Raw genomic sequence first — 25,705 nt, forward strand, 5'->3', positions numbered from 1 at the left:
ATGCTCATTCACTGCAGTGAACTGCGCTTTTTTGTCTGCCTTCCGCCTCGCCTGGCTCTAGCTCGCGCGCTCAGGTTCATTCCCGAAAATTTTTTCCCGGCGAATACCCACCATTCGCCGCCAGAACAGGTGATGTCATGAACGACCGTTACGAAGCCGCAGGAAACCTGGTCGAGGCCCTGCTGCAACGCGCCTGCGAAATGCCGCGCAAGACTGCCCTGCGATTCATCGCCGAGAATGTCGAACAGCCCATCAGCTTCCGCGAGCTGGACGAGCGCGCCCGCGCCATGGCCGCCTGGATGCTGCGCCACGGCCAGCAGGGCGACCGCGCCGTGCTGCTATTGCCCAGCGGTCCTGAATACGTCACCGCATTCTTCGCCTGCCTCTACTCGGGGATCATCGCCGTGCCGGCCTATCCGCCGGAGTCGGTGCGCCCGCAGCACCTGGCGCGCCTGCGCTCGATCCTCGACGACGCAGAACCCAGCCTGGTGCTCACCGACTCCACGCTGATCGAAGCCCTGCGCCCGGCCTGCGTGCGCGAGAACGGCGAGAGCCCGCTGCTGCTGGCGGTAGACCAGGCCGATCCGGCGCTGGCCGTCGAATGGCAGATGCCGGAACTGGCCGACGACGACATCGCCTTCCTGCAGTACACCTCCGGCTCTACCTCGACACCCAAGGGCGTGCAGGTCAGCCACGGCAACCTGGTCGCCAACGAGCGGTTGATCCGTCACGGTTTCGGCATCGGTGACGACGACGTGATCGTCAGCTGGCTGCCGCTGTTCCACGATATGGGCCTGATCGGCGGGCTGCTGCAGCCGATCTACAGCGGCATCGAGTGCGTGCTGATGTCGCCGCGCTACTTCCTCGAACGCCCGCGCCGCTGGCTGGAAGCCATCGCCCGCTTCGGCGGCACCGTCAGCGGCGGCCCGGACTTCGCCTACCGGCTGTGCTGCGAGCGAGTCAACGAGGCCGCGCTGGAAGGCCTCGACCTGAGCCAATGGCGCGTGGCCTTCTCCGGCTCCGAGCCGATCCGCCCGGACACCCTGGAACGCTTCGCCGCCTGGTTCGCCCCGGCGCAATTCGACGCCTCGTCCTTCTACGCCTGCTACGGCCTTGCCGAAGCGACCCTGTTCGTCACCGGCGGCGTGCGTGGCGAAGGCATAGCCCAGCTGGAAGTCGACCTCAACGCCCTGGGTGAAAACATCGCCCGCCCGGGGCGCGGTACTTCGCTGATCAACTGCGGCCGCACCCAGCCGGACCACGACGTGCAACTGGTCGACCCAGTGAGTGGCGAAACCCTCGGCCCGGATCGCGTCGGCGAAATCTGCAGCAGTGGCCCCAGCGTCGCGCTGGGCTACTGGCGCAACCCGGAAGCCAGCGCGCGCACCTTCGTCGAGAAGGACGGCCGCACCTGGCTGCGTACCGGCGACCTGGGCTTCCTGCACAACGGCGAACTCTTCGTTACCGGCCGCCTCAAGGACATGCTCATCGTTCGTGGGCAGAACCTCTACCCGCAGGACCTGGAGCGCTGCGTGGAAGAAGAGGTGGACCTGGTGCGCAAGGGCCGCGTCTCCGCCTTCGCCATCGAACACCAGGGCCGCGATGGCATTGGCATCGCCGCCGAAGTCGGCCGTAGCGTGCGCAAGCTGATCTCCGCCGAGGCGCTGGCGAAAGCCATCTCCGCCGCCGTGGCCGAGACCTTCCAGGAGGCGCCGCTGGTGGTGGCGTTGCTGGAGCCGGGCGCATTGCCCAAGACCTCCAGCGGCAAGCTGCAGCGCTCGGCGTGCCGCGCGCAGCTGCTCGATGGCAGCCTGCAGGCCTACGCCATCCAGCGTGCCGGCGAACCGATCAGCGATGGCGCCAGCGCCAGGCCGGTTGCTGCACTGACTGCCGAAGAGCAAGCCATCGCCGCACTCTGGAGCGAGGTGCTAGAGCTGCCGGCGATTCGCCGCGACGACAATTTCTTCGCCCTGGGCGGCAACTCCATCAAGGCCACTCAACTGATGGCGCGCCTGCGCGAACGCCTCGGCCGCGCCGTGGAACTGCGCCTGCTGTTCGAAGCGCCGGAGCTGGGCGCCTTCGTCGCCGCGCTGGCCGCACTGCCGACCACTCAGGTCGAGGCTGTGCCGCAGGTCCCGCGTGACGGTTTGCTGCCGCTGTCGCCAGCCCAGCGCCGCCTGTGGTTCCTCTGGAAGCTGGAACCGGAAAGCGCCGTCTACCACATCGCCGGGCGCATGAGCCTGCGCGGCGAGCTGCGCCGCCCCGCGGTGGAGCAGGCCTTCGCGATGCTGCTGGGTCGCCATGAAACCCTGCGCAGCCGTTTTATCGAACAGGCCGACGGCGAGGTGTCGCTGAGCCTGTCCGACGCGAATCAGGTCGAGCTGACCGAGAGCGACTTCAGTGCTCTGGGCAACGCCCGCCGAGACATCGCCGCCCGCGAGGACGCCGAGGCCTTCGCCTCGCAACCCTTCGACCTGGCCGCCGGCCCGCTGCTGCGCCTGCGCCTGCAGAACCTCGGCGGCGGCCGCCAGGCGTTGCTGCTCTGCGTGCACCACATCATCGCCGACGGCTGGTCGCTGAACCTGCTGCTGGACGAATTCGCCGAGTGCTACCGCGCCATCGTCGAACAGCGCGAGCCGGCGCTGCCGGCGCTGTCGCGCCAGTATCTCGATCTCGCTGCCGGCCAGCAGAACAAGCTGGAAGCGGGTGAGGGCGCGCGCCTGCTGGACTGGTGGAGTGAACGCCTGGGCACCCAGCATTCGCCGCTGGAGCTACCGTTCGCGACCGGTGAAAAAGGCCAGAGCGCCGAGCTGATCGAGCGCGAAGTGGACGCCGAACTGACCGGAAAACTGCGCGGTCTGGCCCAGGCCCACGGCGCCACCCTGCCGATGGTGCTGCTCAGCGCCTACAACCTGCTGCTGCAACGCTACAGCGGCCAGCACGACCTGCGCATCGGCCTGACCCAGGCAGGCCGCGAGCAGCTCGACAGCGAGGGACTGGTCGGCTTCTTCGTCAACCTGCTGGTGCTGCGCAGCGAGCTGCCCGAAGGCGCCAGCCTGCGCGGCGTGCTCCGCCAACTGCGCGACGACCTGCTGCAAGCCCAGGCGCACCAGGGCCTGCCGTTCGAACAACTGGTGGAAGCCCTGCAGCCCGAGCGCGGCCACGGACGCCATCCGCTGTGCCAGGTGGCCTTCGACCACCAGTGGCAGCCGCGCGCCGGCAACGGCCTGCCGGGCGTCAGCGTGGAAGCTTTGGAACAGCTTGACCTGGAAACCCCCTTCGACCTGGTGCTGCGCGTCCGCGAAGGCGAGCAGTCCTTGCGCGTGAGCTTCTGCTACGCGAAGGAGCGCTACGCCGCCACTGGTATGCAGCGCCTCGTCGGGCACTTCCTCGACCTGCTGCGCGCCTTGCCGCAGATGAATGCCGACGCCGCGCTTGATGCCCGCGACTGGTTGCCCGCCAGCGACTGGAGCATCGCCGTGGCCGGTGATGCGCCGGCCTTCGAGGCGCTGAGTGAGACCATCGCCGCCCAGGCCCGCCGCCATCCGGCGAAGGTCGCGCTGATCGACGATCAACGCGAGGTGAATTTCGCCGAGCTGGAAGACCGCTCCAACCGCCTGGCGCAGCGCCTGATCCAGCGTGGCATCGGCCCGGAACGCCGGGTTGCCGTGGCGCTGCCGCGCGGCGTGGATATCCCGCTGGCCCTGCTGGCGGTGATGAAGGCCGGCGGCGCCTACCTGCCGCTGGACGTCGACTATCCCGAGGAGCGCCTCGCCTGGCTGATGCAGGACGCCGGTGTGGACCTGCTGCTGACCAACGCCGCGCTGGCCGAACGCCTGCCGTTGCCCGAAGGCGTCGAGCGCCTGGTGCTGGAAGAAGCCGACCTCGCCAACGCCCTGGCCGTGCGCCCGCTGCTGCGCATCCAGGCGCAGAACCTCGCCTACCTGATCTACACCTCCGGATCCACTGGCCAGCCCAAAGGCGTTGCCGTCGCCCACGGCGAGATCGCCGCGCACTGCCGCGCCATCGGCCAGCGCTATGCGATGACCAGCGACGATCGCGAACTGATCTTCATGTCCTTCGCCTTCGACGGCGCCCATGAGCGCTGGCTCACCGCGCTGTCCCACGGCGGCAGCCTGTTGATTCGCAACGACGCGCTGTGGACCGCCGAGCAGACGCTCGATCAACTGCGCCGTCATGCAGTGACCGTCGCCGCCTTCCCGCCGGCCTACCTGCAACAGCTGGCTGAACAAGCGACGGCTCTGGATAAAGAGCATGGCCACGCACCGAGCATGCGCATCTACTGCTTCGGCGGCGACGCGGTGCCGGAAGCGGCGTACCAGTTGGCGCACCAGGCGCTGAAACCGCAACACCTGATCAACGGCTACGGCCCCACCGAAACCGTGGTCACCCCGATGCTCTGGAAGGCGGATGCGCGCACGGCGTGCGGCGCGGCGTATGCGCCCATCGGCGAAGTGGTCGGCGAACGCAGCCTGTATATCCTCGACGACCGCCTGCAGCCGCTGCCGCGTGGCGTGGCCGGCGAGCTGTACATCGGCGGCCACGGCCTCGCCCGCGGCTACCACCAGCGCGCCGGCATGACCGCCGAACGCTTCGTCGCCGACCCCTACGCCGACGGCCTGCGCCTGTACCGCAGCGGCGACCGCGTGCGCTGGCGTGAAGACGGCGCGCTGGACTACCTCGGCCGCGTCGACCAGCAGGTAAAAATCCGTGGCTTCCGTATCGAGCCGGGCGAGATCGAAGCCCGCCTGCGTGCGCTGCCCGGCGTGCGCGAAGCGGCAGTGATCGCCCGTGACAGCGAGCGCGGCAAGCGCCTGCTGGGCTACGTGACGGGTGAAGGCGTTGCCGAAGACATCCTGAAAGCCGCGCTGCGTGCGCAACTGCCGGACTACATGGTGCCGTCGCGCATCCTCGTCCTTGCCGAAATGCCGCTCAACGCCAACGGCAAGATCGACCGCAAGGCGCTGCCCGAGCCACAGGACGCCGCCAGCACAACCGAAGCCCCGCGCGAGGGCCTGGAAAGCCGTGTCGCCGCCGTCTGGGCCGAAGTGCTCGGCGTGCCGGCCATCGGCCGCGAGGATGATTTCTTCGAGCTGGGCGGCCACTCGCTGCTGGCCACGCAAGTCATCTCCCGCCTGCGCCGCGATCTGGGCTGCGAAGTCCCGCTGCGCGATCTGTTCGAAGCCAGTCGTCTGGACGAATTCGCTGCTCGCCTCAGCGCCTTGAGCCCGAGCGCCCGTCCGCAACTACGCGCCGTGGCACGCAACGGCGCTCTGCCGCTGTCCGCCGCGCAGAGCCGCCTGTGGTTCTTCTGGCAGATGGAACCGGCCAGCGCCGCCTACAACGTGCCGGGCGCCCTGCGCCTGCGCGGTCCACTGGACGAATCCGCGCTGCGCCGTGCCTTCGACGCCCTGGTGGCGCGCCACGAAACCCTGCGCACCACCTTCGATGAAGTGGACGGCCAGGCTTTCCAACGCATCCAGCCGGCCCAGCCTTTGGACCTGGCGCGTGTCGACCTGTCCGCCGAAAACGATGCCGAAGGTGCCGCGCGCCAATTGGCCGAGGCGGAAGCGCAGCGTCCGTTCGACCTGCGCAATGGCCCGTTGCTGCGCCTGACCCTCATCAAGCTTTCCGACGCCGACCACGTGCTGCTGCTGACGATGCACCACATCGTCTCCGATGGCTGGTCGATCCGCGTGCTGGTGGACGAGTTCAGCCGTCTCTATGGCGCCTTCGCTGCCGGCGAGGCACTGCAACTGCCGGCGCTGCCGGTGCAGTACGCCGACTACGCCCAATGGCAGCGCGAGCTGCTGGCGGGCGAGGAGGGCCGGCGTCAGCTGAACTGGTGGACCGAGCAACTCAGCCAGGACACACCGGTCCTGGAACTGGCCGCCGACCGCCCGCGCCCGGCGCTGCAGAGCTACCGCGGCGGCAGCCTCGGCTTCAGCCTGGATGCCGGGCTGGGTGGCCGTCTGAAGCAACTGGCCCGCGAGCAGGACGTCACCCTGTTCATGCTGCTGCTCGGCGCCTATGCCGTGCTGATGCAGCGCTACAGCGGCCAGCGCGACCTGCGCATCGCGGTGCCCATCGCCAACCGCCAGCAGTTGGAAACCGAAGGGCTGATCGGCTTCTTCGTCAACACCCAGGTGATGCCGTTCCAACTCGCCGACGACGAATCCTTCGCCGCGCTACTGGCCCGCCTCAAGCCGTTGGCGCTGGGTGCGCAAGCGAACCAGGACCTGCCGTTCGAACAACTGGTGGAAGCGCTGCAACCCGAACGCAGCCTGGCCTACAACCCGCTGGTGCAGGTGAAGTTCAACTTCGGCTTCGACGTCAGCCGCCTGCCCGATGCCGGCGCGCTGAAGCTGGAACTGTTCAGCGAAGAGCAGTACGGCGCGCGCTTCGACCTGGCCCTGGACATGGCCGAGGCGCTGGACGCCAACGGCCAGCCGGGCGATGAGTTGCGCGGCAGCTTCGTCTATGCCCGCGACCTGTTCCTTGATGCCAGCGTCGCCGTCATCGCCAGCCAGTTCGAAACGCTGCTGCGCCAGCTGTGCGCCGAGCCGCAGCGCGCCCTCGGTGAGCTGCCGCGCCCGGTAGCGTCGCGCCGCCGTGGCGAGGCGCGCCAGTGGCCGCAGCAGGACGTGCTCGGCTTATTCGCCGCGCAGGTCGTCGCGCAACCGGACGCCATCGCTGTGCAGGATGAGGGCGTGCGCTACAGCTATGCGGAACTGGATGCGCGCAGCAACCGCCTGGCCAATGTGCTGATTGGCAGCGGCGTGGAGCCGGTCGAGTGCGTCGCCATCTGCCAGGAGCGCAGCGCGCAGTGGGTGCTCCTGCTGCTGGGCGTGCTCAAGGCTGGCGCCACCTACGTGCCGCTGGACCCGGCGCAACCCGCCGAACGCCTGCGTAATCTGATCCAGGACAACGGCATCGGCCGCGTGTTGCTGAGTGAGGCTGCGCTGCTGGAAACCTTCGGCGAAGCGGCCATGCTGATCCCGTTCGGCGGCCCGCAACAGGGCAGCGCTGCCGCGCCCGCGCGCCGGATCGACCCGCAGCAGGCCGCCTATGTGATCTTCACCTCCGGCTCCACCGGCCAACCCAAGGGCGTGCGCGTCAGCCACGGCGCGCTGGCCAACTACGTGCAGGCCGTGCTGGAACGTCTGCAACTGGACCAGGGCCGCGCCCAGGGCCTGGGCATGGCGATGGTTTCCTCGGTGGCTGCCGACCTCGGCCACACCACGCTGTTCGGCGCGCTGTGCGGCGGTGGCCGCCTGCACCTGGCGGATGCCCAGGCGGTGGCGGATGCCGAACGCTTCGCCGCGTTCATGCAGGATGTGGACGTGCTGAAGATCGTCCCCAGCCATCTCGCCGGTTTGCTGGCGGCCGCACCGAATGCTGCTGCCGTGCTACCGCGCCGCCTGCTGGTGGTGGGTGGTGAAGCCTGCGACCGCGCGCTGCTGCAAGCGCTGCGCGAGCTCTCGCCCAAGCTGCGCATCGTCAACCACTACGGCCCCAGCGAGTCCACCGTGGGCGCGCTGACCCACGAATGGTCGCTGGTGGATGATCTGCCGGCGGCCAGCCTGCCCATCGGTACGCCGTTGGCCAACACCGCCATCCGCGTGCTCGACGAGCATGGTCGTGACCTGCTGCCGGGCGTAGCGGGCGAGCTGTACATCGGCGGTGCCGGCCTGGCACTGGGCTACCTCGGCCAGCCGGAAATGACGGTCGAACGCTTCGTGGAGATCGAGGGGGAGCGCCTGTACCGCAGTGGCGACCGTGTGCGCCTGAACCGTCACGGCGCCGTGGAATTCCTCGGCCGCGTCGATGACCAGGTGAAAATCCGTGGCTACCGCGTCGAGCCGGGCGAACTGGCGCAGGCGCTCAAGCGCCTGCCCGGCGTGCGTGATGCCGTGGCCTTGGCCGAGCGTGAGGGCGACGGACCGATGAGGCTGCTGGCCTGGGCCGTGGCTGAAGGGCAGGGCGTTGAAAGTCTGCGTGAAAGCCTGGCCGCCGAAGTCCCCGAATACCTGTTGCCGGCCCAACTGATGCTGCTGGAACGCCTGCCGCTGAACGCCAACGGCAAGGTGGACCGCAAGGCCCTGCCGCGTGTCGAAATGGCTGCCAAACCGTTGGACAGCGCACCGCTCTCCGAACTGGAACAGCGCATCGCCGACATCTGGCAGGCGGTGCTGAAGGTCGAGCGCGTTGGCGCCGAGGATAACTTCTTCGAGCTGGGCGGCGACTCCATCCTCAGCCTGCAGATCATCGCGCGCATCCGCAAGCTGGGTTACAAGCTCAGCCCGAAACAGCTGTTCGAGCGGCAGAGCGTCCGCCAACTCGCGCAGTGGCTGGAAAGCCGCGCACCGGCTGCCGTTGCGGCGCCCGCGCCGATGGCCGCCGTCACTGGCGAGGTCGCCCTGTCGCCGGTGCAGGCGCGCTTCTTCGAACGCGTACCGAGCGCCCAGCGTCACCACTGGAACCAGGCGCTGCTGCTGCAACCACGCGATGCTTTGGACAGCGACGCACTGGCCCGCGCGCTGCACTGGCTGGTTGGCCAGCACGACGCACTGCGCCTGCGCTTCGACGGCAGCCGCCAGCGTTACGCCGAACACGGCCCGCTCGATATGACCCTGCTCTGGCGCCGCCGCGCTGCCGACGCTCGCACCCTGGAGCGCCTGTGCGACGACGCCCAGGCCAGCCTGGATATCGCCAACGGCCCGCTGCTGCGTGCCATGCACGTCACGCTGGAAAGCGGTGGCGAGCGCCTGCTGCTGGTGATCCACCACCTGGCGGTGGATGGTGTGTCCTGGCGCATCCTGCTGGAAGACCTGCAGTACGCCTACCGCGAACTGCGCGCCGGCCGCACGCCCGCCGCGCTGCCGCGCAGCGACAGCTACCAGGCCTGGAGCGCTCGCCAGCAGGCGGCCGTCAATAACGCTGCCGCCGAGCTCGACTACTGGCAGGCCGAACTGCGCGATGCGCCGCGTCTGAACCGCGCGCGCAGCGACGCCCCGGCCACCTGGAAGGAGGCCGCCAACGCGCGCTTCAGCCTTGATGCCGACACCACCCGCCAACTGCTCGGCCCGGCACTGAAGGCGCAGCGCGTGCAGATCAACGACCTGCTGCTGACAGCGTTGGCCCGCGCGCTGTGCGCCTGGACCGGCGAAACCTCCGCGCTGGTGGACATGGAAGGCCACGGCCGGGATGCCTTCGATGGCGAAGCGACGCTGGACCTGAGCCGTTCCGTGGGCTGGTTCACCGCGCTGTATCCGCTGCGCCTGCAAGCCGGCGGCGAGCCGGGCGCGGACCTGCGCGCTACCCGCGAGCACCTGCGCAACCTGCCGCGCGCCGGCATCGGCTACGGCCAACTGCGCTACCTCAGCCAGCATGCCGCCAGCCTGCGTGACCTACCGGCGCCGCAGGTCACCTTCAACTACCTCGGCCAGCTCGACCAGGCGTTTGCCGACGCCGACTTCCTGCCGGCTTTCGAAGGCGTCGGCCGCAGCCAACCGCTGAATGCGGCGCTAGGCAATGCACTGGTCTACGCCGGCCGCGTGCTGGGCGGTGAGCTGAGCCTGGAAGTCACCTACAGCCGCTTCATGTTCGACGCTGCCGACATCGACGAGCTGCAAGCGCTGCTGCGCGCCGAATTGCAGGCGCTGGTCGCTTATTGCCTGAATACGCCACTCCCGCTGCAAGCCAGCGAACTGCCGCTGCTCGGCCTCGACCAGCCACAGCTCGATGCACTGCCGCTGCCGGCCGGCGTGGAAGACCTCTATCCGCTGTCGCCGATGCAGCAGGGCATGCTGTTCCACGCCCTCGACGTGCCGGGCTCTTCGCTCTACGTCAACCAGCTGCGCGTCGATCTTGACGGCCTCGATGAAGCCCGCTTCCTCGGCGCCTGGCGCGCGGTCATCGCCCGCCACGCCAACCTGCGCACCGGCTTCCTCGCCAGCGCGGATGCGGCGCCGTTGCAGTTCGTCCTGCGTGAGGTGCAGTTGCCGGTGCAGTCCTTCGATTGGCGCGACCAGCAGGTCAGCGAGCAGCAGTTGGAAAGCGTCGCCGACGCCCAGCGCAACCTCGGCTTCGACCTGGCCCAGCCGCCGCTGCAACGCCTGGCGCTGGTGCGTCTCGGTGAGCGCCGCTACCACCTGATCTGGACCTGTCACCACCTGCTGCTGGACGGCTGGAGCAGCGCGCGGCTGATCGGCGAAGTGCTCGCCCTCTACCGTGGCGAGTCGCTGCCGGCGCCCGCCGCGCAGTACGGTGACTACATCGGCTGGTTGCATGCCCAGGACGGCGCTATCGGTGAAACCTTCTGGCGCGAACGCCTGAAAGGCTTCGAGGAGCCGACCCTGCTGGCCATCGCCTGCAACGCGAGCTTCCGCGAGGAACCGTTGCGCGAGCTGCACAGCCGTCTCGACTCGGCGCCGCTGCAACGCTTTGCCCAGGCCCAGCGCATCACCCTCAACACCCTGGTGCAGGGCGCCTGGGCGCTGCTGCTGCAACGCTACTGCGGCCAGCGCAGCGTGACCTTCGGCGCCACCGTCGCCGGTCGCCCGGCCAGCTTGCCGGGAGCGGAGGAGAGCCTCGGGTTGTTCATCAACACCCTGCCGATCCTGCAGACCCCGGACGACGCCCAGCGCGTCGGCGACTGGCTGCGCCAATTGCAGGACTTCAACCTCGACGTGCGCGAGTTCGAGCACACGCCGCTGTACGACATCCAGCGCTGGGCCGGCCGTGGCGGGCAGGCGATGTTCGACAGCCTCATCGTGTTCGAAAACTTCCCCATGGATGCGGCACTGTCGTCGTCCACTGGCGATGAGCTGCGCATCCTCGGCCATCGCCCGGTGGACGGCACCAACTACGCCCTGGCCCTGGTGGCCAGTGCCGGCGAGCAGCTGGACGTGCGCTACACCTACCGTGCCGACCGCTTCAGCGCGAGCCAGATCGAACAGCTGCGCGGCCACTTCGAGCGCCTGCTGCTGGCTCTGGTGGAAGACGCCGAGCGCCCGCTGGGTCGCGTCAGCCAGCTGGCCGACGCGGAGCGCAACGCGCTGCTGCAACGCTTCAACGACACCGAGGCGACATTCCCGGCAGACGTGCAGCTGCAGGAGCTGATCGAACGCCAGGTTGCCGCGACCCCGGATGCGCTGGCCCTGCAATTCGGCGAACAGCGCCTGAGCTACGCCCAGCTCAACGCCCGCGCCAACCAGCTTGCGCACTGGCTGCGCGGCCAGGGTGTCGGCCCGGACGTACTGGTCGGTGTGGCCGCAGAGCGTTCGGTGGAGCTGGTGGTGGCCCTGCTGGGCATCGTCAAGGCCGGCGGCGCCTATGTGCCGATGGACCCGGACTACCCGCAGGACCGCCTGCAACACATGCTGGGCGACAGCGGCGTCAATCTTCTGCTGACCCAGCAATACCTGTTGGAACGCCTGCCGCAGACGGCTGCGGAAACCCTGTGCCTGGACAGCCAGTGGAGCGAAATCGCCACGGCTTCCGAGCAGAACCCCGTCATCCAAGGCAGCCCGCAGAGCCTCGCGTACCTCATCTACACCTCCGGTTCCACCGGTAAACCCAAGGGCGCCGGCAACAGCCATCGCGCATTGGTCAACCGCTTGCACTGGATGCAGAAAGCCTACGCGCTGGATGCCTCCGACCGCGTGTTGCAGAAGACCCCGTTCAGCTTCGACGTGTCGGTGTGGGAGTTCTTCTGGCCGCTCATGACCGGTGCGGCGCTGGTGGTCGCCGCGCCCGGTGCGCACCGCGACCCGTCGGCGCTGCGCCGGGTGATCGAGGCGGGGAGGGTCACCACGCTGCACTTCGTGCCGTCGATGCTGCAGGCCTTCGTCGCTTCCGGCGAACTGGAGCGCTGCACCTCGCTGCTGCAGGTGATGTGCTCCGGCGAGGCGCTGCCCTACGAGCTGCAACAGCAGTTCCGTCAGCGCAGCAGCGCGAAACTGCACAACCTCTACGGCCCGACGGAGGCGGCGATCGACGTCAGCTTCTGGGCCTGCATTGATGCCAACGCGCGGCACGTGGTGCCCATCGGCCGGCCTATCGACAACCTGCGCCTGGTGCTGCTGGACGAGCGCCTGGAGCCGGTGCCGCAGGGCGTGGCCGGCGAGCTGTACATTGGCGGCGTGGGTCTGGCGCGCGGTTACCACGCGCGCCCCGGTCTGACGGCTGAGCGTTTCATTGCCGATCCGTTTGGCAGCGCTGAGCGGCTGTACCGCACCGGCGATTTGGCTCGCCAGCGCGAAGACGGTGCCATCGAGTACCTCGGCCGCCTCGACCACCAGGTGAAGATTCGCGGCCTGCGCATCGAGCTGGGCGAGATCGAGGCGCGCCTGCAAGCGCAGCCGGAGGTCAGCGAAGCGGTGGTGGTGGCGAAGGACGGTGTGCTGCTGGCCTACGTCGTCGCCAGCGCCGAGCCCGAAGCCCTGCGCCAGGCGCTGCAAGGCGAACTGCCGGACTACATGGTGCCGTCGCGGATCATCGCCCTCGACGCCATGCCGCTGTCGCCCAACGGCAAGCTGGACCGCAAGGCCCTGCCGGACCCGCAACTGAGCGCGAGCCAGCGCGAGTACGTGGCGCCGCGCAGCGACCTGGAAGTCGAGCTGGCCGGTATCTGGCAGCACGTGCTGCAAGTGGATCGCGTCGGCCTGCACGACGACTTCTTCGAGCTGGGCGGCCATTCGCTGCTGCTCACCCAGGTCGGCCTGACCCTGCGTCAGCGCCTGGGCCTTGAGTTGCCGCTGCATCGCCTGTTCGAGCTGAGCAATATCGAGGCGCTGGCCGCCTGGATCGAAGCCCAGCGCGCGAGCTCCGCCAGTGCGGAAGAGGAACTGGACCTGATGGACGAACTGCTCGGCGAGCTGGAGAACCTGTAATGACCCACCCGATGGACGCTCAGCTGAAGCAGGTCGCGGAGCGCCTTGGCGCGCTCTCCGAGGACAAACAGATCGTCTTCCTGCGCCAGCTTCGCGAGAAGGGCGTGAGCCTGTCGCGCCTGCCGATCCTCCGCGAGGGGCGCGAACACGCGCCACTGTCGGCGGCCCAGGCGCGCCTGTGGTTCCTCTGGCAGATGGAGCCGCACAGCGCCGCCTACAACATCCCGGCCGCCGTACGCCTGCGCGGCACGCTGGACGAAGGCGCGCTGGAGCGTGCCTTCACCGCGCTGATCGCGCGCCATGAAAGCCTGCGCACCGTGTTCCGCACGGCACAGCCTGGGCACCATGCCTCGGCGGATAACGCTGGCGCGTTATGCGCCCTACGGGAGCCGGATGACGAGGTTCTGCGCTCGGCAGAGGACCGCTCTGGTAGGGCGAATGACGCGCAGCGTCATCCGCCGCAAGGTGGGCCGGGTATGGCGGCAGATGGCGCGGTGATGCAGTGCATCCTGCCGCCTGGGTCGGCGCAGCTGGAGGCGAAGGATTTCGGTAGCGAAGCCGAGGCGCGGCAATGGCTTAACGATTGTGCGCAGCGTTCCTTCGACCTCGCCGCAGGCCCGCTGCTGCGCCTGCACCTGGCGCGACTGCCGGGTGAAGCGCTGCTGCTGGTGAACCTGCATCACATCATCGCCGACGGCTGGTCCATCGGGGTACTGATTGACGAGTTCGCGGTGCTGTACAGCGCCGAGGTGCAAGGCGCGAAAGCCGACCTGGCCGAGCTGCCGATCCAGTACAGCGACATCGCCCGCTGGCAGCGCCTGTGGCTGGCGGCCGGCGAGGGCGAGCGGCAACTGGCGTACTGGAAGGAGCAGTTGGGCGACGAATCGCTGCTGCTGACCCTGCCGGGCGACCGGCCGCGTCCGCTGGTGCAGAGTTATCGCGGCGCCACTTTCGACTTCGAGCTGCCTCGCGAGCTGAGCGAAGCGCTGCGCGACCTGGCGCGAGGGCAGGGCGCCACGTTGTTCATGTTGATCCTCGCTGCGTACCAGCTGCTGCTGTCGCGCTACAGCGGCCAGCGCGAGCTGCGCGTCGGCGTGCCCATTGCCGGCCGTGGCCGTGCCGAGAGTGAGCGGCTGATCGGCTTCTTCGTCAACACCCAGGTGCTGACGGCACGCATCGATGGCGACGAATCCTTCAACGCCTTCCTGGCCCGCACCCGTGAAGCGGTGCTCGGCGCCCAGTCCAACCCGGACCTGCCCTTCGAGCAACTGGTGGATGCGCTGCAGCCCGAGCGCAGCCTGAGCTACAACCCGCTGTTCCAGGTGGCCTGCAACCACCAGCCGAGCCGCCGCGATACCCTGCGCGAGCTGCCCGGCGGCCTGCAGCTGGAAAGCCTGGAGCTGGACAGCGGCATCGCCAAATTCGACCTGACCCTGAACACCGAGGAAAGCCGCGACGGCCAGGTGCGCGGGCAGTTCATGTACGCCACCGACCAGTTCGATGAGGCGACCCTCTCACGCCTCTGCGGGCATTTCCTCAACCTGCTGCGCGGTATCGTCGCCGATCCGCATTGCCCGGTCGCGCGCCTGCCGTTGCTCGATGGCCGCGAGCGTGAACAATTGCTCTACGGCTGGAACGCCACCGACGTGGAGTATCCGCGCGATGCCTGCCTGCACCAACTGATCGAGCAGCAGGCGGCGCGCACGCCGAACGACATCGCGCTGACCGATGGCCAGCGCAGCTTCAGCTACGCCGAGCTGAACAGCCGCGCCAATCGCCTCGCGCACTGGCTGCGTGAGCAGGGTGTCGGCCCGGACAGCCGCATCGGCGTGGCGCTGGAGCGCTCCGTCGAACTGCCGGTGGCTTTGCTCGCCGTGCTCAAGGCCGGCGGCGCCTACGTGCCGCTGGACCCGGAATTCCCCGCCGAACGCCTGGCGCACATGCTCGACGACGGCGACGTGCGCCTGCTGCTGACCCAGCAGCACCTGCTCGGCGAGCTGCCGCAGACCGGCGCCCGCGCGTTCTGCCTGGACCGCGACTGGGCACAACTGGAAGGCTACGCCGACAGCGATCTGCACAACCTCGCTCGCCCGGACGATCTCGCCTACCTCATCTACACCTCCGGCTCCACCGGCAAGCCCAAGGGCGTCGCGGTGCGCCACGGCGGGGTGGTCAACTTCATGCTCAGCATGGCCAGCGAACCGGGCCTGGATGCGCGGGACCGCGTGCTCGCGCTCACCTCGCTGTCCTTCGATATTTCCGCGCTGGAGCTGTACCTGCCGCTGCTGGTCGGCGGCCGCGTGGTGCTGGTAGACCGCGACGTCGCCCGCGACCCGGCGCGCCTGCTGGGCGTGGCACTGGAGCAGGGCGTGACGGTGATCCAGGCGACGCCGAGCACCTGGACGCTGCTCAGCGGCCACGAAGACTTCCCGCGCCTGAATGGTTGCCGCTTCTTCTGCGGCGGCGAGGCGTTGTCCGCCGAGCTGGCGGACAAGCTCACCACGCAGACCGAGGCTCTTTGGAACCTCTACGGCCCCACCGAAACCACCATCTGGTCGGCGGCCTGGAAGATCGACAAGGGCGCCCGCGCACTGCTCGGCAAGCCTATCGCCAACACCCAGCTGTATATCCTCGACGGCGAACTGCAGCCGGCGCCCATTGGCGTGGCCGGCGAGCTGTACATTGCCGGCGACGGCCTGGCGCGCGGCTACCATGGGCGCCCCGAGCTGACCGCCGAGCGCTTCGTCGCTGATCCCTACGCTGGTTTATACGGCCAGCCAGGCCGGCGCATGTACCGCACCGGCGACCTGGCGCGCTGGCGGGCAGATGGTGTGCTGGAGTACCTCGGCCGCCTCGACCACCAGGTGAAGATTCGCGGCTTCCGTATCGAACTGGGCGAGATCGAGTCGCGCCTGCTCGGCCAACCCGGCGTGCGCGAGGCAGTGGTGATCGCTCGCGATGCGGGGCAGGTCAAGCAACTGGTCGGCTACGTCACCGGGCAGATCGATACCGACCTGCGTGCCGCGCTGCTGGAAGAGCTGCCGGACTACATGGTCCCGGCGCAGATCGTCCTGCTGGAGCGCATGCCGCTCACGCCCAACGGCAAGCTGGACCGCAAGGCCCTGCCGGAACCAGACTTCAGTCTGCTGCAGAAAAGCTACCGCGCGCCGGAGAGCGAGCGCGAGCAGACCCTGGCGGCCATCTGGTGCGCGGTGCTGGGCCTGGAACGGGTCGGCCTGGACGACAACTTCTTCGAACTGGGCGGCGACTCCATCGTTTCCATCCAGGTGGTCAGCCGCGCGCGTGCCGCCGGGTTGCAGCTGAGCCCGAAGGACCTGTTCCAGCACCAGACGCTGCAGGCACTGGCCCGTGTGGCCGGTGACATGGTGCACGCCGAGGTGCCAGTTGCCGCGGCTCAGATAGAGGCACCGAATGCCGCCCAACTGGCCGCGCTCGGTCTGAACCCCGACGAGATCGAAGACCTCTATCCGCTGTCGCCCATGCAGCAGGGCATGCTGTTCCACGGCGTGGACGGCAGCGAGGGGGGCGTCTACGTCAACCAGCTGCGCGTGGAAGTGCAGGGGCTGGACGTCGAGCGCTTCCGCGGCGCCTGGCAGGCTGCGCTGGATGCCCATGACAACCTGCGCGCCGGCGTGCACTGGCAGGGCCTCGATAAGCCGCTTCAGGCCGTGCACAAACGTGTCGAGCTGCCGCTGGAAGTCCTGGACTGGCGTGGCCGCGAGGACATGGATGCAGCACTGGACGAGCTGGCTGCCGCCGAACGCAGCCGCAGCTTCGACCTGGAGCGTCCGCCGCTGCTGCGCCTGGTGCTCGTGCGCAGCACCGAGGACAGCCACCAGCTGGTCTACACCCACCACCACATCCTGCTCGACGGCTGGAGCAACGCCCAGCTGTTCGCCGAAGCCCTGCGCCGCTACAACGGCGAAAGCATCGCCGAGCAGGGCCGCTACCGCGACTACATCCACTGGCTGCAAGCCCAGGACCCGCAGCAGGCCCAGGACTTCTGGGGCGCGCGCCTGCAAGGCTTCGCCCAGCCCACCGTGCTGGCCGACAGCCTGGCGCGCCCGGCCGAAGGCAGCGGCCACGGCCTGGAATACAGCCGCTACGACGCGGCGGCCACCGAACGCCTGAAAGCCTTCGCCCGTAGCCAGCGGGTGACGCTGAACACCCTGGTGCAGGCGGCGTGGATTCTCCTGCTGCAACGCTACACTGGCCAGCAGCGCGTGGCCTTCGGCGCCACCGTGGCCGGGCGCCCGGCGCAACTGGCCGGTGCCGACAGCCTGCTGGGCCTGTTCATCAACACGCTGCCCATCGTCCAGGCGCCGGCCGAACAGGCCGATCTGGGTGACTGGCTGCGTGAGCTGCAGGCCTACAACCTGGACGTGCGCGAGTTCGAGCACACGCCGCTGTACGACATCCAGCGCTGGGCCGGCCAGGCCGGGCAGGCGCTGTTCGACAGCATCATCGTGTTCGAGAACTACCCGGTCGACGAAGTGCTGCGCAGCGCCCAGGGCCCGCGTTTCGGCGAGCTGAAATCCAAGGACGAGACCAGCATTCCGATGGACCTCGCGGTGCGCGTCGGCGACAGGCTGGAGATCGAGTACCAGTACCTGCGCGCGCACTTCAGCGCACCGGCCGTGGCGCGCCTGCGCGGCAACCTGGAACAGGTGCTGGACAGCCTGCTGCACGGCGCCGGCAAGCGCGTCGGCGAGCTGCAGTGCCTGTCCGCCGATGACCGCGCGGCCCTGGCCGCCTGCCGTGGCCCGCACCAGTCGCTGCCGCCAGCCGAGCCGGTGCATCTGGCGATTGCGCGTCAGGCCGCTCTGCGCGGCGATGAGGTGGCGCTGATCTGTGGCGACGAGGAGATCGACTACGCGGCGCTGGAGCGCGACTCCAACCGCCTGGCCCATCGCCTGATGGCGCTGGGCGTCGGCCCGGAAATCCGGGTCGGCGTGGCCCTGCCGCGCAGCGTGCGCATTCCGTTGGTGCTGCTGGCGGTGCTCAAGGCCGGCGGTGCCTACGTACCGCTGGACGCCGAGTACCCGCGCGAGCGCCTGGAATTCCAGATGAGTGACGCCGGCATCGCGCTGCTGATCACCGATAGCCGCCTGCGCGAACGCCTGCCGCTGCCGGCAGGGGTGCAGTGCCTGGAGCTGGACGGCCTTGATCTTTCTAGCGAAGACAGCGACCTGCCGGTGGTGGCGCTGGAGCCGGAAAACCTCGCCTACCTGATCTACACCTCCGGCTCCACCGGCAAGCCCAAGGGCGTGGCGGTCAGTCATGGTCCGCTGGCCATGCACTGCGCGGCCATCGGCGAGCTGTACCGGATGGACGCGGCGACCCGCGAGCTGCACTTCATGTCCTTCGCCTTCGACGGCGCCCACGAGCGCTGGCTGACCACCCTGGTGCACGGCGGCAGCCTGGTGCTGCGCGGCGATGAGCTGTGGACGCCGGAGCAGACCTACCGTGTGCTGCACGACAAGCAGGTGAGCGTGGCGGCCTTCCCGCCGGTCTACCTGCAGCAACTGGCCGAGCACGCCCTGCGTGACGGCAACCCGCCGCCGGTGCGCATCTACTGCTTCGGTGGTGATGCGGTGCCCAATGCCAGCTTCGAGCTGGCCAAACGCGCGCTGCGCGCCGAGCACCTGATCAATGGCTACGGCCCCACGGAAACCGTGGTCACGCCGCTGCTGTGGAAAGCGGACCGCACCACGGCCTGCGATGCGGCGTATGCCCCCATCGGCAAGGGTGTCGGCGCGCGCAAGCTGTACATCCTCGACGAGCAACTGCGCCAGGTTCCACTGGGCGTGGCGGGCGAGCTGTACATCGGCGGCGACGGCCTGGCGCGTGGCTACCACGAGCGTGCCGGCCTGACCGCCGAGCGCTTTGTCGCCGATCCGTTCGATACGAACGGCGGGCGCTTGTACCGCTCCGGCGACCTGGTACGCGGCCGCGCCGATGGCGTGATCGACTACGTGGGCCGGATCGACCATCAGGTGAAGATTCGCGGCTTCCGCATCGAACTGGGCGAGATCGAGGCGCGCCTGCAGGATCACCCGCAGGTCAGTGAGGCGCTGGTGGTCGCTCGCGACGGTATCAGCGGCAAGCAACTGGTGGGCTACGTGGTCGGTGAGGTGGAAGGCGACGCGTTGCGCAGCTTCCTCCGCGCCCAGGTGCCGGACTACATGGTACCGGCGCAGATTCTCAAGCTTGCGCGCTTCCCGCTGTCGCCCAACGGCAAGATCGACCGCAAGGCGCTGCCCGAGCCGACCTGGCAGGGCGAGGCCTACGAGGCGCCGCGCAACGCGCGCGAGCAGGCCCTGGCCGACATCTGGCAGGATGTGCTGCAAGTGGAGCGCGTCGGCATCCGCGACAACTTCTTCGACCTCGGCGGAGATTCCATCCTCAGCCTGCAGATCGTCTCCCGCGCCCGCCAGGCGCTGGGCGAGGGCGTGGAAATCCGTCTGCGCGACCTGTTGCAGTACCAGACCATCGCCGGCCTGTTGGAGCGCGCCGAGAGCGTGGCCGAGGACGCGCCGACAGCGGCCGTGGCGGTCGCCGATGACGGCGAATCCTTCGGCCTGGTGCCGATCCAGCAATGGATGTTCGAGCAGCAGCTGGAGGAGCCCAACCACTTCAACCAGGCGGTGCTGCTGGAGTGTCGCCAGCGTCTCGACGCGGCTGCGCTGGAAGCGGCTCTGCAAGGCTTGCTGGCCGAGCACGGCAGCCTGCGCCTGTCCTTCGCCCGTGGCGCGGACGGCGTGTGGCGCCAGCGCTATTGCGAGGCCAGCGAGATCACCGGCGCGTTGCTCTGGCAGCGTCAGGCGGCGAATGCCGAGGAGGCGTTGCTGATCGCCAACCAGGCGCAGCGCAGCCTGGACCTGAGCGAAGGTCGTCTGCTGCGCGGCGTGCTCACCGACATGGCCGATGGCACCCAGCGCCTGCTGCTGGTGATCCACCACCTGGGCGTGGACGGCGTGTCCTGGCGCATCCTGCTGGAGGAGTTGCAGCAGCGCTACGCCGCGCAGCTTACCGGCGAGCCGGCGCCGCGTTTCGAGCGCACCAGCACTTATCGCGCCTGGGCCGAAGGCCTGCGCGAGTATGCCGACAGCCAACTGGCGCAAGCCGACCTGCCGTACTGGCTGGAGCAGACCGACACCACCGGCCTGGGCGAGCCGCTGCGCGACAACCCGCGCGGCGCCGAGCGCATGGCGCACCTGGAGCAGTCGTTCCTGCGCCTGGACCGCGAGCAGACCCAGCGCCTGCTGAAGGTAGCTCCGGAGGCCTACCGCACGCAGATCAACGACCTGCTGCTGACTGCCCTGGGCCGCACGCTGTGCCAGTGGTGCGACAGCGAGTCGGTGCTGATCGGCCTGGAAGGCCATGGCCGCGAGGACATTCTCGACAGCGTCGACCACAGCCGCACGCTCGGCTGGTTCACCAGCCTGTTCCCGCTGCGCCTGACGCCGGGGCAGGGCGGTTACGCCCAGTCCATCCCGACCATCCGCCAGCAACTGCGCGCGGTACCGGACAAGGGCATCGGCTACGGCGCCTTGCGCTACCTGGGCGACAGCGCGCTGCGCCGCCAGCTCGCCGCCCGCGCCGAGCCGCGCGTCACCTTCAACTACCTCGGCCAGTTCGACCAGAGCTTCGATGACCAGGCGCTGTTCGTGCCGCTGCAGGAGAAGCCCGGCGACACCTACGCCGCCAGCACGCCGATGAACAACTGGCTGGAGATCGTCGGCCAGGTCTATGACGGCGAACTGACCCTGCGCTGCATGTTCAGCCGCCGGGTGTTCCGCCCGTCGCGCATCGAGGCGCTGATGGCGACGCTGCGTGAAGAACTGGACGGTGTGATCGGCCACTGCTGTGCGCAGGTCGAAAGCGCCAAGGAAAAGGCCACGGTATGAACGCATTGATGACAGAGGTCGGCATGCTGCACCCGGAGATTTCCGCGTTTCTCGATATGGTCGACGAGGGCCGCCGCAGTGGTCGTCCGGCACTGCATGAACTGCCGGTAGGGCAGGCGCGGGAGGACTTCGAAGCGTCGTCCGAATCGCTCAAGGCCGGGGCGCCGTCGATGCCGGTGGAGGCATTGCGGATTCCTGCGCGGGATGGCCGTGAACTGCCCGCACGGTTGTATCGGCCCGCTTTCACCGGAAACGGGGCGGGCGACGCGGCGATCCTGTATTTCCACGGCGGCGGCTACACGGTCGGCAGCCTGGATTCCCACGATGGCTTGTGCCGGCTGCTGGCGAAGCACTGCGGTTGCTCGGTGATTTCGCTGGGCTACCGACTGGCACCGGAGGCGCCTTTCCCGGCGGCTACCCACGACGCCCGCGATGCCTGGAACTGGCTGCTGGCTTCTGCCGCCAGCCTGGGCTTGAACGCGCGCCGCCTGGCGGTGGGCGGCGACAGCGCCGGCGCCACCCTGGCCACGGTGCTCTGCGCCGAGCTGGCGGGCGAGGGCGTCGAGCAGCCCTGCGCCCAGTTGCTGTTCTATCCCGCGGCGGATGCCAGCAAGCGCAGCGAATCCCAGGAGCTGTTCGCCGAAGGCTATCTGCTGGAAACAGCCAGCCTGGACTGGTTCTACGAGCAGTACGTGCCCGACGTTTCTCAGCGCCGCGATTGGCGTTGCTCGCCGTTGCATGCGGGAGCGGCCCTGCAAGGCAGCGCTCCGGCGCTGCTGTTGGCCGCGGAATTCGATCCGTTGCTGGACGAAGGCCTGGCCTACGCCCATGCGCTGGTGGCGCAGGGCGTGGAGGTGGAAGCCGAGCGCTGCTGCGGGATGACCCATGACTTCCTGCGGATGGGCAACCTGGTGCCGGAAGTCGACGGGTATTACCGGCGGGTGGCGGAGTTTCTGGCGGCGCGCTGGTGAGCTTCCCTGTAGGAGCGAGCGTGCTCGCGAACCTCCGCCGCCCGAGCCGGAATATCGGCAGAGTGCGGTTCGCGAGCAAGCTCGCTCCCACGAAGAGCACGGGGCTGGCTATTGGAGTGCTGCCACCGGCTGCGAAGCCACCTCGCGGCTGGCGGCGTCCTGCAGCGCCGGGCTGGCCCAGTCGGCAGCCTTGAAGTCACGGCGGATCAGGCCGTAGCTCTTCGCTGCGGTGATCGATGCATCCAGGCGGCCGAGGAAATCGGCATCCAGCTTCGGCGACAGGACGTCTGCCAGCGGCCGGCCCTGGAATTCGCTCTTGAAGATCACCGTCGGGTAGCCGGCCTGCTGCGATACCAGGTCGATGAACGCGTCACGGTTGCCCTCCGTGCTGGCCCACTGCACTGCCTGCAGCTGCACCTTGAGCAGGCGTTCGGTGATGTCCGGATGAGCGTCGACGAACTCGCCGTTGCCCACCAGCAGCGCTTGCAGGGTGCCGGCGCCGCCGAGGTCGTGGGTGCTCAGCGGGATTTCCGCCAGGCCCTTGTCGCGTAGCGCGAACAGGCCGGCAAGACCCCAGGTGGCATCGATCTGCTTGGCCGCCAGGGCGGCGAGGGCGGCGCTGAAGTCGAGGTTGATCACCTTCAGGTCCTTCTCGGAAAGCCCGGCGCTGGCCAGGGCGTTGTCGAACGACAGCTGGCTGGCGGTGCCACGGAAGATCCCCACGCGCTTACCCTTGAGGTCGGCCAGGGTCTTGATCCCCGAACCCGGCTGCACGCCCAGGTAATGGTTGACGCCGCGCGCGGTGGCGGCCAGCACGCGGCTGTCCAGCCCGCTGGACTTGCCGATGATCGCCGCCAGATCGCCCAGGTAGGCGAAGTCCACCTGGCCATTGGCGAAGGCTTCGTTGACTACCGGGCCCGCGCCCTTGAAGAAGCTCCACTTGATCTGGATGCCGTCGGCGGCGAATTCCTTTTCCAGCAGTTGGCGGGCGTAGAGCACGTCCACCACGCCGCCGCCGGAATGTTTCTGCCCGGCGCTGACGTCTGGTACGGCGATGCGGATTTCCTTTACCGGCTCGGCGGCCTGGGTCACCAGCGGATAGGCGCCGAGCAGGCCGGCCAGCACTGGCGCAGCGAAAAGGGAGAGCAATTGATCAGTGAGGGCCTTCATGGCGCCTGCCTCCTGCAGTGGGGGAGCGCATGTGGCTCCGGCGCCTGCACTAAAAGCATGGGGCTTTCCATCAACAAAATAATAAAAATGCATTTTTTAGTAATTTTTCGAGCTAAGCGAACAACCACAGGGCTTCACCGGCAGATGCCCTGGCGGCATAAAAAATATTCGCCGAATGCATTGGATGAGCGCCGGGGGCTTCCCTTAAATGGCCTGGGTTAGCTCATTAATGCATTGAAAATACTATTAATATTCCAATGAAGAATATATCGAAGCCCTATCGCCTTGCTCTTCCCCCGCCGCGCCTGGGGTTCTCGCGGCCGTCCTGGCGCTGGCTGCAGGCCGGCTTGCCATGGTTGTTGCCGTTGACCATCGGCGTGCTCTGGTGGATCGCCAGCCATCGCCACTGGATGTCCGCGCAGATTCTGCCGACACCGGAACTGGTCCTCCAGGCCGGCCGCGAGCTGCTCGCCGGCGAGCTGTGGCAGCAGTTGGGCGTCAGCCTCAAGCGCCTCGCCTGGGGGCTGCTGGCTGGCATTTTCAGCGGGCTCGCCCTGGGCGCCTGGCTCGGCTTCAGCCGCCTTGCCGAGCGCCTGGTGCTGCCCACCTTCAGTGCCCTGGCGCAGGTCCCGACCCTGGCCTGGATTCCGTTGTTCATGCTGTTCTTCGGCATTGGCGAGCTGCTCAAGCTGGTGGTGCTGATCAAGGCCATCATCGTGCCGGTGACGCTGCACACCCTCGTCGGCGTGCGCGATGCCCAGCCGCGCCTGCGCGAGGCCGCCGCCGTGCTGCGCCTGCCGCGCCACCTGTTGCTGTGGCGGTTGATCCTGCCGGCGGCGCTTCCCGCGTTCCTTACCGGTGTGCGCCTGGCACTGGCGCAAGGCTGGACCTCGCTGCTGGCCGTGGAGCTGCTGGCTTCCAGTGAAGGCATCGGCTACCTGATGGTGCAGGCGCGGCAGCTGTTCATGCTCGACATCGTGTTCGTCTGCATCCTGGTCATCGGCCTGGTCGGCGCGGCGATGGACAGAGGCGTCCAGGCGCTGGACCGGCGCCTGGTGCACTGGCCGCAGCAGGCGGCCGGAGAGTTCCGCCGCAGCACGTCGGGCAAGGGCTGGGAGCGCCTGCAGCCCTGGCTTCTGCCACTGGGCCTGCTGGCCATCTGGCAGGCGGCGAGCGCGCTGCAGTGGGTCGATCCGGCCATCCTCGCCAGCCCCGCGTCAGTCGCTGTCGCTCTCTGGGATGGCCTGCTGGACAGCAGCCTGACCATAGCGCTGCTGGCGAGTCTGCAACGTACACTCGCCGGCCTGCTGCTGGGCGGCTCGCTGGGCTTCCTGCTTGGCTTGGGGCTGGGGTTGTGGCGCCCGGCGGAAAGACTGCTCGGTCCGTCTTTTGCCGCGTTGCGGCAGGTGGCGATCTTCGCCTGGGTGCCGCTGCTCACCGCCTGGTTCGGCCTGGGCGAGCTGGCCAAGATGGTGTTCGTCGGCCTGGCCGCGTTCTTTCCGCTGCTGCTGGCGACCCAGCGCGGCATCGCCAGCCTGCCGGCGCAACTGACCGAGGCGGCCATCGCGCTGCGCCTGTCGCCCTGGCAACGGCTGCGCCGGCTGGTGCTGCCCGGCGCTGCGCCGTCGGTGTTCGCCGGGGTGCGCCTGGCGCTGATCTACGCCTGGCTCGGCACCATCGGCGCCGAATACTTCATGCCCTCGGACGGCGGTATCGGCAGCCTGATGATCGGCGCGCAACAACTCTTCCGCATGGACCTGGTCGGCGCCGGCATGTTGCTGGTGGGCCTGACTGGAGCTCTGCTGGCTGCCGTCGGCCAGCGCATCGAAGCGCGGGTGACGCGCTGGAGACACGCATGAACGCATTCGCTTCCCCGGCCCTGGTGAGCTTTCGCCAGGTCGCCAAGAGTTTCCCCGTGGACGGCCGCGAGCTGCAGGCCATCGAGCGCTTCGACCTGGAGGTCGCCGACGGCGAGTTCATCGCCATCGTCGGTGCCAGTGGTTGCGGCAAGTCCACCTTGCTGCGCCTGCTGGTGGGGCTCGATCGCGAGTTCCAGGGCGAGATCCGCATCGACGGCAAGCCCATCGACGGCATCGGCGGCGAGCGCGGCATCGTGTTCCAGGAGCATCGTCTGTTCCCCTGGCTGACTGTGGAGCAGAACGTCGCCCTCGGTCTGGTCAACGAACCGCTGAGCGAGACCGGCAAGGCTGCCAGGGTCGCCGATTATCTCCAGCTGGTGGGCCTGACGGCCTTCGCCCGGGCCTACCCGCACCAACTCTCCGGCGGCATGGCGCAGCGCGTGGCCATCGCCCGCGGGCTGGTGGCCAGCCCGCGCATCCTGCTGCTGGATGAGCCCTTCGGCGCCCTGGATGCGCTGACTCGCCAGCAACTGCAGGAGGAACTGCAGCGCATCCGCCAGCGCGAACGCATCACCACGGTGCTGGTGACCCACGACGTGGAGGAGGCGCTGTTCCTCGCCGACCGCGTGGTGGTGATGGCGCCGCGGCCGGGGCGGATCAAGCGCATCGTCGAGGTGCCGCTGGAGCACCCGCGCGAGCGCGGCGGCTACGACTTCCTGCGCCAGCGCGAGGCGCTGCTGCACGAGCTGACGGGAGAGGGCGACTACGTCGCGCCGCAGCCCAAGCGCGTGGAAGACCTGCCGTTAGAGTTTCTTGCCTGCTGACCGAAAACCCTCACCCCAGCCCTCTCCCTCCGG

6 protein-coding genes are annotated in these 25,705 nt (G+C 68.6%); 5 read left to right on the plus strand and 1 reads right to left on the minus strand.

Going from position 1 to position 25,705, the window contains the following annotated elements; genetic code table 11:
• Positions 1-137 precede the first annotated feature (137 nt).
• From PNI01S_RS25735 to PNI01S_RS25745, 3 genes are read left to right on the plus strand one after another with little or no spacing between them, the layout of a single operon-like run.
• Positions 138-12,917, plus strand: coding sequence for a non-ribosomal peptide synthetase (locus PNI01S_RS25735; RefSeq protein WP_084359682.1), 12,780 nt, complete (start codon positions 138-140; stop codon positions 12,915-12,917).
• Positions 12,917-20,848: a non-ribosomal peptide synthetase gene (locus PNI01S_RS25740; RefSeq protein WP_089285885.1), complete on the plus strand. Its 7,932-nt coding sequence runs from the start codon at positions 12,917-12,919 to the stop codon at positions 20,846-20,848. The genes PNI01S_RS25735 and PNI01S_RS25740 overlap by 1 nt, the downstream gene beginning before the upstream one ends.
• On the plus strand, positions 20,845-21,819 hold the full coding sequence (locus PNI01S_RS25745) for an alpha/beta hydrolase (protein ID WP_084359683.1): 975 nt from the start codon (positions 20,845-20,847) through the stop codon (positions 21,817-21,819). Before PNI01S_RS25740 ends, PNI01S_RS25745 begins: the two co-directional genes overlap by 4 nt.
• Positions 21,820-21,927: 108 nt before the next feature.
• Here the strand turns inward: PNI01S_RS25745 and PNI01S_RS25750 are convergent, their stop codons facing one another.
• Positions 21,928-22,989 (minus strand): ABC transporter substrate-binding protein, encoded by a 1,062-nt coding sequence (locus tag PNI01S_RS25750; RefSeq protein ID WP_084359684.1) that lies wholly within the window; start codon positions 22,987-22,989, stop codon positions 21,928-21,930.
• A gap of 257 nt (positions 22,990-23,246) precedes the next feature.
• Between PNI01S_RS25750 and PNI01S_RS25755 the strand changes: the two genes are divergently transcribed.
• Together PNI01S_RS25755 and PNI01S_RS25760 are read left to right on the plus strand one after the other, a co-directional pair.
• Positions 23,247-24,848 carry an ABC transporter permease gene (locus PNI01S_RS25755; RefSeq protein WP_084359685.1) on the plus strand — a complete coding sequence of 534 codons (1,602 nt, stop codon included), beginning with the start codon at positions 23,247-23,249 and terminating at the stop codon, positions 24,846-24,848.
• Positions 24,845-25,672 carry an ABC transporter ATP-binding protein gene (locus PNI01S_RS25760; RefSeq protein WP_024764724.1) on the plus strand — a complete coding sequence of 276 codons (828 nt, stop codon included), beginning with the start codon at positions 24,845-24,847 and terminating at the stop codon, positions 25,670-25,672. Before PNI01S_RS25755 ends, PNI01S_RS25760 begins: the two co-directional genes overlap by 4 nt.
• Positions 25,673-25,705 lie beyond the last annotated feature (33 nt).

Source organism: Pseudomonas nitroreducens NBRC 12694 (assembly GCF_002091755.1).
Classification (GTDB): domain Bacteria; phylum Pseudomonadota; class Gammaproteobacteria; order Pseudomonadales; family Pseudomonadaceae; genus Pseudomonas; species Pseudomonas nitroreducens.